14 protein-coding genes are annotated in these 12,192 nt (G+C 70.9%); 7 read left to right on the forward strand and 7 right to left on the reverse strand.

Annotation, left to right across the window (positions count from 1 at the left end; translation table 11 throughout):
* Nucleotides 1-67 precede the first annotated feature (67 nt).
* Nucleotides 68-574 carry a putative immunity protein gene (locus ACZ7OI_RS45010; RefSeq protein WP_470270232.1) on the forward strand — a complete coding sequence of 169 codons (507 nt, stop codon included), beginning with the start codon at nucleotides 68-70 and terminating at the stop codon, nucleotides 572-574.
* On the opposite strand, the gene ACZ7OI_RS45015 is transcribed toward ACZ7OI_RS45010, so the two are convergent.
* The 4 genes from ACZ7OI_RS45015 to ACZ7OI_RS45030 form a co-directional block, all read right to left on the reverse strand.
* Nucleotides 571-2,190, reverse strand: coding sequence for an ABC-F family ATP-binding cassette domain-containing protein (locus ACZ7OI_RS45015; protein ID WP_470270233.1), 1,620 nt, complete (start codon nucleotides 2,188-2,190; stop codon nucleotides 571-573). The genes ACZ7OI_RS45010 and ACZ7OI_RS45015 overlap by 4 nt on opposite strands.
* Nucleotides 2,191-2,302: 112 nt before the next feature.
* The gene (locus ACZ7OI_RS45020) at nucleotides 2,303-3,829 is read right to left on the reverse strand and encodes a catalase (RefSeq protein WP_470270234.1); all 1,527 of its coding nucleotides are present in this window, start codon (nucleotides 3,827-3,829) and stop codon (nucleotides 2,303-2,305) included.
* Nucleotides 3,826-4,266, reverse strand: coding sequence for a Fur family transcriptional regulator (locus tag ACZ7OI_RS45025; RefSeq protein ID WP_470270235.1), 441 nt, complete (start codon nucleotides 4,264-4,266; stop codon nucleotides 3,826-3,828). Before ACZ7OI_RS45025 ends, ACZ7OI_RS45020 begins: the two co-directional genes overlap by 4 nt.
* Before the next feature lie 62 nt (nucleotides 4,267-4,328).
* On the reverse strand, nucleotides 4,329-4,964 hold the full coding sequence (locus ACZ7OI_RS45030) for a TetR/AcrR family transcriptional regulator (RefSeq protein ID WP_470270236.1): 636 nt from the start codon (nucleotides 4,962-4,964) through the stop codon (nucleotides 4,329-4,331).
* 67 nt (nucleotides 4,965-5,031) lie between these two features.
* Here ACZ7OI_RS45030 and ACZ7OI_RS45035 point away from each other — a divergent pair, with 67 nt between their 5' ends.
* The 3 genes from ACZ7OI_RS45035 (at nucleotide 5,032) to ACZ7OI_RS45045 (ending at nucleotide 6,541) form a co-directional block, all read left to right on the forward strand.
* The gene (locus ACZ7OI_RS45035; RefSeq protein ID WP_470270237.1) at nucleotides 5,032-5,310 is read left to right on the forward strand and encodes a hypothetical protein; all 279 of its coding nucleotides are present in this window, start codon (nucleotides 5,032-5,034) and stop codon (nucleotides 5,308-5,310) included.
* On the forward strand, nucleotides 5,307-5,450 hold the full coding sequence (locus tag ACZ7OI_RS45040; RefSeq protein ID WP_470270238.1) for a hypothetical protein: 144 nt from the start codon (nucleotides 5,307-5,309) through the stop codon (nucleotides 5,448-5,450). The genes ACZ7OI_RS45035 and ACZ7OI_RS45040 overlap by 4 nt, the downstream gene beginning before the upstream one ends.
* Nucleotides 5,451-5,587: 137 nt before the next feature.
* Nucleotides 5,588-6,541 carry an alpha/beta hydrolase gene (locus ACZ7OI_RS45045; protein ID WP_470270239.1) on the forward strand — a complete coding sequence of 318 codons (954 nt, stop codon included), beginning with the start codon at nucleotides 5,588-5,590 and terminating at the stop codon, nucleotides 6,539-6,541.
* 423 nt (nucleotides 6,542-6,964) lie between these two features.
* Here the strand turns inward: ACZ7OI_RS45045 and ACZ7OI_RS45050 are convergent, their stop codons facing one another.
* The 3 genes from ACZ7OI_RS45050 to ACZ7OI_RS45060 form a co-directional block, all read right to left on the reverse strand.
* On the reverse strand, nucleotides 6,965-8,068 hold the full coding sequence (locus ACZ7OI_RS45050; protein ID WP_470270240.1) for a helix-turn-helix domain-containing protein: 1,104 nt from the start codon (nucleotides 8,066-8,068) through the stop codon (nucleotides 6,965-6,967).
* 22 nt (nucleotides 8,069-8,090) lie between these two features.
* The gene (locus tag ACZ7OI_RS45055) at nucleotides 8,091-8,558 is read right to left on the reverse strand and encodes an HNH endonuclease (protein ID WP_470270241.1); all 468 of its coding nucleotides are present in this window, start codon (nucleotides 8,556-8,558) and stop codon (nucleotides 8,091-8,093) included.
* A gap of 287 nt (nucleotides 8,559-8,845) precedes the next feature.
* Complete coding sequence (locus ACZ7OI_RS45060; RefSeq protein WP_470270242.1) at nucleotides 8,846-9,709, reverse strand: LysR family transcriptional regulator; 864 nt, start codon at nucleotides 9,707-9,709, stop codon at nucleotides 8,846-8,848.
* Between the two features lie 69 nt (nucleotides 9,710-9,778).
* Between ACZ7OI_RS45060 and ACZ7OI_RS45065 the strand changes: the two genes are divergently transcribed.
* The 3 genes from ACZ7OI_RS45065 to ACZ7OI_RS45075 are packed head-to-tail and all read left to right on the forward strand — an operon-like array spanning nucleotide 9,779 to nucleotide 12,049.
* Complete coding sequence (locus tag ACZ7OI_RS45065; protein WP_470270243.1) at nucleotides 9,779-10,645, forward strand: EamA family transporter; 867 nt, start codon at nucleotides 9,779-9,781, stop codon at nucleotides 10,643-10,645.
* Nucleotides 10,646-10,695: 50 nt separating this feature from the next.
* Complete coding sequence (locus ACZ7OI_RS45070) at nucleotides 10,696-11,613, forward strand: hypothetical protein (protein ID WP_470270244.1); 918 nt, start codon at nucleotides 10,696-10,698, stop codon at nucleotides 11,611-11,613.
* Nucleotides 11,614-11,668: 55 nt separating this feature from the next.
* On the forward strand, nucleotides 11,669-12,049 hold the full coding sequence (locus ACZ7OI_RS45075; RefSeq protein ID WP_470270249.1) for a hypothetical protein: 381 nt from the start codon (nucleotides 11,669-11,671) through the stop codon (nucleotides 12,047-12,049).
* Nucleotides 12,050-12,192 lie beyond the last annotated feature (143 nt).

Below are 12,192 nucleotides of genomic sequence, written 5' to 3' on the forward strand. Positions count from 1 at the left end.
CGCCCGCTGCTCCTGCCGGAATCGGCACGGAGTGCCAACCGGCAGTTCAACGATACTGTTCAAGCACATGACCGAGCAGATCGCACTCGACCTCTCCGAGCTTCGCGCCGTCACCGCCTACGCCGTGGCCTGTGCCGAGCCCGCGCTGCCGATCTTCGAACAAGCCCGACCGGACGATCGCCGCCCGCGCGACGCGATCGAGGCGGCGCGGGCGTTCGCTGAGGGAGCCAAGCGCAGCAAGGCAATTCGCGACAGCGCGTGGGCGGCGCAGCGGGCGTATCAGGAAACCCGCGACGCCGGACAGCTCGCAGCCAGCGAGGCCGCGCGGGCTGCTGTGGCCGCTGCCGGGGCGGCGTTTCTGCATCCGCTCGCGAAGGCGACGCAGGTGTGGCACATCCTCGGCCCGGCTGGTCATGCGGCGTACGCGTTTGAGCTGGCGGGGATGGCGGCTCAGCACCCGGCGGCCGATCCGGTGGTCGTCCGGGTGCTGTCGCGGTATCCGAAGGCGCCGGACGGTCGTGGGCGGGCGGGGGAGTTGGTGCGCGAGCTGGATGCGTTGCTGCGCAAGGACTAGCGGGCCCGCTCCACCCGCCGTTCGTCCCAGACCGGTTCCGGGGTTTCGCGGACCACGCCGTCCGAGCCGAAGACGAGGTAGCGGTCGAACGAGCGCGCGAACCAGCGGTCGTGGGTGACCGCGAGCACCGTGCCCTCGTAGGAATCCAGCCCGTCCTGCAGCGCCTCGGCCGATTCCAGGTCGAGGTTGTCGGTCGGCTCGTCCAGCAGCAGCGCGGTGGTTCCGGCCAGTTCCAGCAACAGGATCTGGAACCTCGCCTGCTGCCCGCCGGACAGCCGGTCGAACGCCTGCTCGCCCTGGCGGTGCAGTTCGTACCGGCGCAGCGCGGACATCGCCGCGCCGCGATCGGCCGCGTGTTCGGTCCACAGCACGTCGACCAGCGTGCGGCCGGTGAGCTCCGGACGGGCGTGCGTTTGCGCGAAATGGCCGGGCACGACGCGCGCGCCGGTCTTCCAGTCGCCGGTGTGCGCGACGTCGCCGCCCGCGAGCAGCCGCAGGAAGTGCGACTTCCCGGAGCCGTTCGAGCCGAGCACCGCCACCCGTTCGCCGAAGAAGATCTCCAGCGAGAACGGCTTCATCAGCCCGGTGAGTTCGAGGTTCGCGCAGGTCACCGCGCGCAGGCCGGTGCGCCCGCCGCGCAGCCGCATCCGGATGTCCTGGGGCCGCGGCGGTTCCGGCGGGGGACCGGCCTCCTCGAATTTCCGGAGCCGGGTCTGCGCCGCCTTGTACCGCGACGCCATCTCGTCGCTGCGCGCGGCGTACTGCTGCATGTCCCGGACGAGCCGCTTGAGCTGGGCGTGCTTCTCGTCCCAGCGCCGGCGCAGTTCGTCGTAGCGGGCGAACCGTTCCTGCCGCGCCTCGTGGTACGTGCCGAAACCGCCGCCGTGCACCCAGGCGTCCGCGCCGTCGCCGCCGGGCTCGACGCTCACGATCTTGTCCGCCGCCCGCGCGAGCAGTTCGCGGTCGTGCGACACGAACAGGATAGTTTTGCGGGTTTCCTTCAGCCGGGCTTCGAGCCAGCGTTTGCCGGGGACGTCGAGGTAGTTGTCCGGCTCGTCCAGCAACAGCACCTCGTCCGGCCCGCGCAGCAACGCTTCCAGCACGAGCCGTTTCTGCTCGCCGCCGCTGAGCGTGCGCACGAGCCGCCAGCGCGCGCGGTCGAACGGCACTCCGAGCGCTTCGGTCGTGCACATGTCCCAGACCGTCTCGAACTCGTAGCCGCGGGCTTCGGCCCAGTCGCTGAGTGCCTGCGCGTACTGCATTTGCGCGGCCTCGTCGTCGACCTCCAGCAGTCGCTCCTCGGCCGCGTCGACCGCCCTCGCGGCATCGCGGACTCGTTGAGGGGCAACGGAAACCAGCAGATCCCGCACCGTGCGTTCGTCGCGCACCGACCCGACGAACTGCGCCATCACGCCCAGCCCGCCCGTCACCGTGACCGCGCCTTCGTCCGGCTTCAGCTCGCCCGACAACAGCCGCAGCAGCGTGGTCTTGCCCGCGCCGTTGGGGCCGACCAGTGCGACGACCGCGCCCTCGCCGACCCGGAACGAGACGTCGCCGAGCAGCGGACGCCCGTCGGGCAGCACGTAGCGCAGGTGCGCGGCCTCCAAATGCCCCATGCTCCGGCACTCTACCCAGGCCGCCGCGAATCGCCGCATGGTTTTCGAGCCGTCCACAGAGGACAGTGGCGGTGCCGGCCGGAACCGGCACCGCCACTCGCGAAAACCGCGCTTACGCCTTGCGCTGCATGCTCTCCCGCGCCGGGTTGGCCTGCTCGCCCGCCTTCGGGTCCTTCTCGTTCTGCTTCGCGCGCACGCCGGACTCGACGCGGTCGCCGAGGTCCTTGTCGACGTTGTGCCAGTACTCGAAAGCCCGCTTCAGCACCGGTTCGGACACCCCGTTCAGCAGGTGCCCGACGATGTTGTCCACCAGCCGCTCGCGCTCGGCGTCGTTCAGGACATCCCGCACCATGGTGCCCGCCTGGCCCCAGTCGTCGTCCTCGGCGTGGTCGACGTAAGCCGACCGGACCATCTCGCCGTCGGAATGCCAGCCCGCGGGCGTGCCGTAGCGCTCCGTGTCGGCGCGCGGGCCGCCCTTGGAGTTCGGCGCGTACACCGGGTCCGAGACCTTGGTGTAGCGCATCGCGCCGTCCTTGCTGTAGCTGTGCACCGGCGAGGTCGGAGCGTTCACCGGCAGCTGCTTGTAGTTCGCGCCGATCCGGTACCGGTGTGCGTCGGCGTAGGCGAACAGCCTGCCCAGCAGCATCCGGTCCGGGCTCGGGCCGATGCCGGGCACCAGGTTGTTCGGCTCGAACGCGGCCTGCTCGATCTCGGCGTGGTGGTCGGTCGGGTTCCGGTCGAGCGTCATCTTCCCGACCTCGATCAGCGGGTAGTCGCCGTGCGGCCACACCTTCGTCAGGTCGAACGGGTTGAAGCGGTAGTCCTTCGCGTCCTCGAACGGCATCACCTGGACGTGCAGCGTCCAGCTCGGGTAGTCGCCGCGCGCGATCGCCTCGAACAGGTCGCGCGTGTGGTAGTCGGTGTCCGCCGACGCCATCTGGTCGGCCTCGTGCTGGGTGAAGTGCTCGACGCCCTGGTCGGTCTTGAAGTGGTACTTGACCCAGAACTTCTCGCCCGCGGCGTTGACCCACATGTAGGTGTGCGAGCTGTAGCCGTTCATGTGCCGCCACGTGCGCGGGATTCCCCGGTCGCCCATCAGCCAGGTGACCTGGTGCGCCGATTCGGGGGAGAGCGTCCAGAAGTCCCACTGCATGTCGTGGTCGCGCAGGTTGTTGTCGGCACGGCGTTTCTGCGACCGGATGAAGTGCTGGAACTTCAGCGGGTCCTTGATGAAGAACACCGGGGTGTTGTTGCCGACGAGGTCGTAGTTGCCCTCGGTCGTGTAGAACTTCAGCGCGAACCCGCGCGGGTCGCGCCAGGTGTCCGGGCTGCCGCGTTCGCCGGCCACGGTGGAGAACCGGGCGGCCATCTCGGTTTTCACGCCCGGCTGGAACACCGCGGCCTTGGTGAAGCGGCTGACGTCGTTGGTCACCTCGAAGCGCCCGAACGCGCCGCTGCCCTTCGCGTGCGGCTGCCGCTCCGGCACCCGTTCCCGGTTGAACTGCGCCATCTGCTCGATCAGGTAGTGGTCCTGCAGCAGGATCGGGCCGCCCGGGCCGACGGTGAGCGAATGCTCGTCGCTCTCGGCCGGGATCCCGGCGTCCGTGGTGGTCGCCGGGGGTTTCGGTTCTTCGGTCATTTCGCGAGCTCCTCGTGGTGGTCGGAAACGGCGGAGCAGCCCGGGCACAGACCCCAGAAGACGATCTCGGCCTCGTCCACGGCGAACCCGCGCCGGTCGTGCGGCGTGAGGCAGGGGGCCTCGCCGCGGACGCAGTCGACGTCCTCGGCCCGGCCGCAGCGGCGGCACACCAGGTGGTGGTGGTTGTCGCCGGTCCGCCGTTCGAACCGCGCCGGATGCCCGGACAGCTCGATCCGGCGGACGAGCCCCGCGTCGCCGCACGCGGCGAGCACGTCGTAGACCGCCTGGATCGACACCCTGCCCAGGCTTTCGCGCACTCCCGCCGCGATCGCCTCGACGGTCGCGTGCGGATGTTCGCCGAGCCAGCCGAGCACGGCTTGCCGAGGCTTGGTGACGCGCAGGCCCGCCGCCCGCAGCGTCGCCGCCGAGTCCGGCATCGGAGTCCTCCCTGGGATCTGGAACCGCTCCAGTTCCGCCGGTTACCCCGTCTCCGCGGCGCTCACACCTGGGTGTCACCCACCGGTCGGAGGAGCTCGACGAGGTGCGCGCGAAGGACGGCGACGCACTCGCCGGCCGTGGTGAGTTCCGGCTGCAGCACGGCCCGGAACGCGATCCCGTCGATGAGCGCGGCCAGCCGGGGAGCCTCGACCTCGGGGTCTTTCGGCTCGAACCGGCCGCTGCGGGCTTGTGCGTCGAGGATGCGGCGGGCAAGCGTCACGGTGCCTTGAACCGCTTCCCTGGCCAGGTCGTCCAGACCCGGATCGGCGCGTGCGGCTATCAGGAATTCCACCAGCACGGTCACTTCGGTGCGTCGGCGCTCGTCCAGCGGCAGCAGTTCGGACAGGAACTCGGTGAGCTGCTCGACGGCGTCCTCCGGCGCCAGTTCCGACAGCGAACCCGCCTTCTCGCGGCGTTCTACGAGCCGTGCGGTCGTCCGGTCGATGGTGGTGCGCATCGCGAACCGCATCAGCGCGTGCTGACTGTCGAAGTAATGCCGCACCGAACCGATGTTCAGACCCGATTCCGCGGCGACCGCGCGCAGCGAGACCGCGTGCAGCCCGTCTTTCGCGGCCAGCCGCAGCACCGCGTCGGCGATGTGCGCGCGCCGCTCTTCCCCGTCCACCACTCTAGGCACTGGACTTTTATATCACAGGCGTGATAGAAACGTTTTGTATCACAGGTGTGACAGAAAGGGGTGCGCCGTGGAGACGGTGCTGAACGTCCTGCTGATCCGGTTCGGCATCATCGCCGCGATCGTCGTGGTCGTGGGGCTGGCCGGTTTCGCGCTGATCGTTTCGCTGCGGCGGCGGGGCAAGGGGGAGCGCGTGCGGGAAGGCGCGGCGACGCTCGCGAAAACCGCCGCTCAGGCGATGGACCGGCGCGGGGCGCGGGGAGTGCGCGGACGCGTCGGCGGCGAGGTCGTGCGCCAGGCCGCGCGGTGGCTGGACGAGGACCCGGGCCGGAAGCGGTCCGGCCGGTGACCGCGGTGCTGCTCGCCGACGGGGACGAGATGCTGCAGCACCTCGTGCACGACCTGCTGGTGAAGGGGCTGATCGTGCTGGGCGCGGTGCTGGTGGCGGTCATCGGAGCGGTGGTGATCTGGAAGAAGGCGGGGCGCTGAGTTTCTCGCTGGATTCGGCGTGGGGTGTCTCGCCGTTCGGCGGGTTGACCCCGCGCGGTACGCGACGCGTGGCGGTGCCTGCCCGGGACGGAATTTCGGCACGATGGAGTTCTTCACCCGGAAGCCGGAGGCCGTTGATGAGTTATCCGTTCGATCCCGAAATCGCCGCCGCGATCCCGATGCTGCCCGAGACCGACTTCCGCGACGTGGCTGCCTCGCGCGCGGGCATGGTCGAGCTGATCGCCTCGACGCACGGCGACTTCGACGACACCGGCGTGACCACGCGCGACGAGGCCGTGCCGGGTCCCGAAGGCGCGCCGGACGTCCCGATCCGCGTCTACACCCCGGATCGCGTCGCGACGAAGGGGCTGCTGTTCGACATCCACGGCGGCGGATTCGCGCTCGGCGACCTGGAAGTCGACCACGCGACCAATGTCGAATTGGCTCGGGAACTCGGCGTCGTGATCGTGTCGGTCGAGTACCGGCTCGCGCCGGAGAATCCGTACCCGGCCGGGCTGGAGGACTGCTACGCGGCGCTCGAATGGTCGGTCAAGCACGCGGACGAACTGGGCGTCGACCCGGAAAAGGTCGTCCTCCACGGCGTGAGCGCGGGCGGCGGACTGGCCGCGGCGCTGGCCCTGCTGGCGCGCGACCGGGGCGGCCCGGCGATCGCGTTCCAGTTCCTCTCCGTGCCGGAACTGGACGACCGCCTCGAGACCGGCAGCATGCGCCGGTTCGCCGACACGCCGATCTGGCACCTGCGGGCCGCCGAGGCGAGCTGGGACTACTACCTCGGCGGCCCGGGCAAACGAGGCGGCCCGGACGTCCCGGTCTACGCGGCGCCGGCGCGGGCGGCTGACCTCTCGGGATTGCCGCCCGCGTACGTGTCGGTGATGGAATTCGACCCCCTGCGGGACGAGGGAATCGCTTATGCACAGGCCCTTTTGGCGGCCGGGGTGCCGACGGAACTGCATTTGTTCCCGGGGACTTTCCACGGCTCGGCGGTGCTCCGGCACGCGACGGTGAGCCGCCGGGAGACCGCGGAACGACGGGCGGTGCTGGCTCGGGTGTTCGGGGTCGAGGCGGGCTGAGCAGGTCGGTCAGCGCGGATCAGGAGAGATTGCTGTGCTTTCGGCAGTGCCGCTGTCGCCATGAACCGGAGCCGTGGCGGCAGCGGCATTGCTTTGCTTGCCGGAGAAGGCCGGGGCTCGCTGCTTCTCGCTCTTGACGTTGCCGGGGCGTCCTTTGCCGGTGCCGCTTGCGGAATCGGCCAACGCAGGTGCCAGCTGTCATGACCGCCAGAGTGGCAGCGCGGGTCGTGTTCCTTTGCTGCTCCTCGAAGAACTCGGCGATTCCGAGGGACTGGCCCACGCCTGGGAAAAGCCTCGGCTGGGCCCGCCGCCGCTTCGGCCGCTACCGGTCTTTTGACGGCGAGAACTGTCGGTGCTGGCCGATAGAATAGAAACCGGGGGGACCCCCGCGCGAGCAGAACCGCCGCCCCCCAACGGATTCTCTCAGCCGGATTCCGCCAACCTCCGCGCCGCCAACGCCATCCGCGCCCGGAAGCGTCCCGCCGGATCGTCCAGCGTCCACCCCAGCGCGTCCTCCACGTGCGCCAGCCGCGCCGCCACCGAGCTGTGGTGCCGGTGCAGCGCGATCGCCGCCTGGCGGAGGGAACCGGTGCGGCAGAAGGCTTCCAGCGTCTCCAGATCGCCGTTCTCGGCGAGTGCGTTCAACGCCTGCACGTCCGGCTGCGCGCGCAACTGCCCGGCCGGGATTTCCGCCAGCAGCGTCACCGCGCCGAGATCCTCGTGCACGATCAACGGCCGCGACTTCGCTGCGAATCGTTTGGCCAAGCGGGCTTGCAGCCACGAACTCCGGGCCGCCAAACCGTCGACCGCGTCGCCGACGCCTACCCGGACGGTGTCCGGCAGCGTGCGATCCTTGGCCCGCAACGCCAGCGTCTCGCGCAGCGCCGGAACCACCGAAGCCGGACCTTCGCGCGGCTGCAGCACCACCGCGGCCACTCCGCCGACGACCGCCACCCGCGCGCCGAGCGGCCCGCCGCGGGCGACGAGTGCGACCGCGTCCGCGCCGGCATCGCGGCCGGCGCCCGAAGCGACCGCCACCACTCGCAGCGGGCGCGTGGTGTCCAGCCCGAGCAGGGTCAGCGCCCGCGTCCGGTCCTCGTCCGCCGCTTGCTCGCCCAGCACCAGTTCGACCAGCGCGGGGTCGGCGAGATGCGGTGCGGCGGGCAGCGGTTCGACGGGGGTGAGCACCTTCGCCGAGATCGCGAGCCGTTCGAGCACCAGGACGTCGAGCGGACCGGGCTCGCCCGCGCGTTCCAGCCACACGCGCCCGGAGCCGTCGAGGTCGACGACGACGGCGTCGGGCGGCACTGGCCCGTCGCCGCCGGGTTCGCCGGTCGGCCGGAACCGCAGCACGGTTCCGTCGACACAGCGAATCCCGGCTACGCATTCCGCAAGGAACGCCGTGGCGCGCAGCAGATCCGGCAGCGTCGCCCGGCGGGCGATCAGCTCGTCGAAGTACGCGATGACGCGCACCGCCGTTTCCGCGCCGGAATCGACCGCCGACAACCGCAGCAGCAAGCCCTTCACGAGTTCCAGTCTAGCGCGAGTCTCATGTGGACAGTCCGGCCAGCGGATGCAGCTCCTCCCACCGCGGGACGCGCGGCGGGAACCGGAGCGTCAGCCCGGCTTCCGCCGGCGTGCGGTCGGCCTTGCGCGCGTTGCAGCTGCGCGCCGACCCGCCGCACGCGGCGACGGTGTTGAGCCAGCTCGTGCGCGGGCCGCCGCGCGAAACCGGCGTGACGTGGTCCACCGTGGTGGCCCGGCGCCCGCAGTAGGCGCACGTGTGCCGGTCGCGCCGCAGCACGCCGGAACGCGACCAGCGCGGCGGCCCGGAATACCGCCATTTCATCACGACGTAGCGCAGCAGCCGCACCACCTTCGGCCGCGGGAAGACGCCGAGGTCCGGCCCGTCGCTTTCGTGGACGACCGCGACCTGGCGGACCAGCATCCGGATGGCATGGGGGAGCGAGACGGTGTGCAGGGGCTCGTAGCCGGCGTTGAGAACCAGGACTCCCATGGCGACGGGCACCTCCTTTCCACGGGCGAAACGGGCCGTGAACGCAAAAGCCGCCCGGCCGGTGGTCCGGCGGGCGGCTCCTCGCTCACGGCGTGGCGGGCCACGTCATGGCGCGGAGCCGGGAATGCCCGACAGGTGCATGCATGCGATGCGGTGCGGCATTCCGTGGATCCTTTCGTGGCTGGACAGCTTCATCATTGTCGCCCCGCGCCGCCGCGTCAACGGAAAATGATCGCCCCGGTTTTCAAGATCCACAATGGATTCGGCACGGGCACGAGGGAAGCGCTTCACCGTTTCGGCGGCGTCCGGTACAGCTCCCCGAGCAAGGCCACGGCGGCATGCGTGGCCGGATGCGGATCGTGCGCGCGCCAAGCGAGCTGGACCGGCACCGGCGGGGCGTCCCGGACCCGGCGGTACACGATGCCGTCGCGGCGATACTGCGTCACCGTCGAATGCGGGGTGACGCCGACGCAGCGCCCGGTGGTGATGGTGGCGAGCCAGTCGTCGACGTCGTGCGTCGGCTCGATCCGCGGGCGCGATTCCGGCGGCCACAGTTCGGCGGAAGTGGTGCCAGTGCGCGGATCGACCACCAGCAGCCGCGACGCGAGGTCGGCGAGCGTGACGGTGCGGCGGCGCACGAGCGGGTCGTCTACGGCCATGGCGCAGTAGCGGTCCTCGTTGCCGACCGTCGCGTGCGCGAACTTGCCCGAGGGCACCTGATGCCGCACCACCGCGAGATCGACCAGGCCTTCCGCCAGCCCGGCGGTCGCGGTGTTGGCGCGCACGAGCAGTAATTCGACGTCCGGGTACCGCGCTGCCCAACGGCGCTGGAATTCCGCGGTGTGCTTGCCCATCGCCGACCACGCGTGGCCGATGCGCAGCCGCGTGTGCCCGGTGGTCGCTTCGCGGACGAGATCGTCGGCCTCGGCGAGCAGATGCCGGGCGCGGGCGAGCACCTGGATGCCGGCTGTCGTCGGCTCGAGGCTCCGGCTGGTGCGATGCAGCAGCTGCACGCCGAGAACCCGCTCCAGCGAAGCCAGATTCCGCGATACGGCCGCCTGCGAAACGCCGAGTTCGAGCGCGGCGTCGGTGAACGTCCCGGCGTCCACGATCGTCACGAGACAGCGCAGCTGACGCAGCTCCAGATCCATGCGTTGAGCGTATCGTTGATGCGGTCAATGCATTTTGCGCATGGATCCGCCGGACTCATGCTCGACCGCATGGCGACTACGGAACTGGCTCCGCGAACGCGCGGCGACACCCGGGCGGCCGGTGCCGCGATGCTGCTCGGCAGCGCGCTGTCCAACCAGGTCGGCGCGGCGACGGCGGCGCTCGCGTTCCCGGTGCTCGGCCCGCCGGGCGTGGTGGCGGTCCGCCAGTGGGTGGCGGCGGTGGTGCTGCTGGCGGTCGGACGGCCTCGCCTGCGGACGTTCACCGCGCGACAGTGGCGGCCGGTGCTCGGCCTGGCCGCCGTGTTCGCGACGATGAACCTGTCGCTGTACACGGCGGTCGACCGGATCGGCCTCGGACTGGCCGTGACGCTCGAATTCCTCGGCCCGCTGGCGATCGCGCTGGCCGGCTCCCGGCGCCGGACGGACCTCGCGTGCGCGGTGGCCGCCGCGGTCGCGGTCGGGGCGCTGATGCGGCCGCAGCCGACCACCGATTACCTCGGGATCGGGCTCGCGCTGATCGCCGCTGCGTGCTGGGCCTGCTACATCCTGCTGAACCGGACCGTCGGCCGTCGCCTTCCCGGAGCCGAGGGTTCGGCCGCCGCGGCGGGGGTGTCCGGTCTGCTTTACGTGCCCGTCGGGGTGTTCGCGATGCTGCATCACCCGCCGACGCCGGGCGCGCTCGCGGCGGCGCTCACCGCCGGACTGCTGTCGTCGGCGCTGCCGTTTCTCGTCGATCTGGTGGCGCTGCGACGGGTGCCGGCGCAGTTCTTCGGGGCGTTCATGAGCGTCAATCCGGTGATGGCCGCGCTCGTCGGGCTCGTGATGCTGGACCAGCGGCTGGACGCCGTCGCGTGGGCCTCGATCGGGGTGATCGTGGCGGTGAACACGGTGGCGGTGCTGCGGCGGGCCGGGTAATTGTCGGTGCGGCGGGCTAACGTAGGCGTCGCTGGCTAGGGAGGTGTGGCGTGGTGCGGATCGCGGATCAGGAGTGGCCGTCGACGGTCGTGCCCGCCGACGCGCGCGAACGCGCACAGGCGACGGGCGTGCTCGTCCGCCGGATGGGCTGGGTGTCCGAACGGCTGACGCGGGAGGAACGCGACGACGTCGAGCGGCAGCTGGAATTCTGGTACTCCAACGGATACTGCCCGGACGCGCTGCTGATCGCGATGAGCGCGCTGCCGGACGGGACGCGCCAGCGGCCGCGCCGGGCCAGCGAAAAGCCGGGCGACTTCCTGCGCTCGCGGATGAAGGGCTGGTTCGTCGACGAGTCCGCCGCCGCGGACCTGACCGAGGTGCGCGAGCCGCCCAGGCGCGGGCAGACCTTCGAGGCCTGGCTCGCGAACCGGCGCAAACAGGCTGCTGACGAGGGCACGTACCGACGGCGCTCGCGCCTGACCGACTCGGGGGAGCGGGCCAGGGCGGACGCTCGCGCGATCGCGTCGTCCCGGCGGAAGGATCCGCTCGCGCGCGTGCGCGAGAGCGAACGTCGGCGTGCTGCGGCTTTGGAGAGTCTGCGGGTGGTCGGCGAGGCGGTCGAGGTGCCACCCCCGCCGGCTGAGACGCGCGCGACGCCGCGGATGGTCGCGTCGTTCGCCGGGCGGCAGTCGTTGGCCGCGCATTCGCCGCAGGTGCTTCGGATCGTGGAGCGGTTGCGGGCGGAGAAGCGGGGGCCGTCGGTGGCCGAGCTGGCGGTGCTGCGGAACGCGGTTCGGGATGCGCACCACAATGCCGGGCTCGGGACGTTGGAGGCGGCGAGCGCGGAAGTCAACGACGTGGATTCGCTGACGCCGGACGGGCAGCGGATCAAGGATTTTCTCGCGCGTGCGGCGGATGATCGGCTGCCGCTCGACGCGACTGTGCGGTTGCTTCACTCGATGCGGTGAGCCTTGCGTGTCGGGTCACCCGTGTCGGGGATGGTGCTTCCAGACTCGCCCGGTGATGAACACGGCGATGGACGATGCCGGGCGCTGTCTGCTTTCGGTGGCGTGGAATATCCGGACCGGCGGTCCTCGGGCGGACCCGCGGGCGGATGAGGTGCGGGAGCGGTTGCGGACGGTGTGCCGCGAGCTGGGGCATGCGGCTTGCCGGTTCGCGGCCGGGGGCGGCGGCGGGGATCCGGTGCCGTTGTTGCGGTTGGCTGATCGGGCTTATGAGGTGGATACGCTGCTGTTGCTGGTGGGGACGGCGTTGATTCCGGATTCGGGGCGGGATGCGCGGTGGTGGGGGGAGATCGAGGGGTTGGTCGCTGAGGTGGACGGGATGGTGGGGGAGGCTTCCCGGGTTTTGGGCGGGGTTGGGGTTTGCGGGGTTTCTGTTTGAGGGGTCCGCTCGGGGGGGGGGGGGGGGGGTTTGGGCGGGTGGGGGGAAAGGGGCAGGAGGGGGGGGGGGGGGCACCCAAGGGCGGGTTGCGGGAGGGAGGGTGGGTGTTTTTTCAGAGTGGGAGAGGGCTTCTGCAAAACCTC

The sequence above is a fragment of the Amycolatopsis sp. NPDC114503 genome (genome assembly GCF_055633655.1).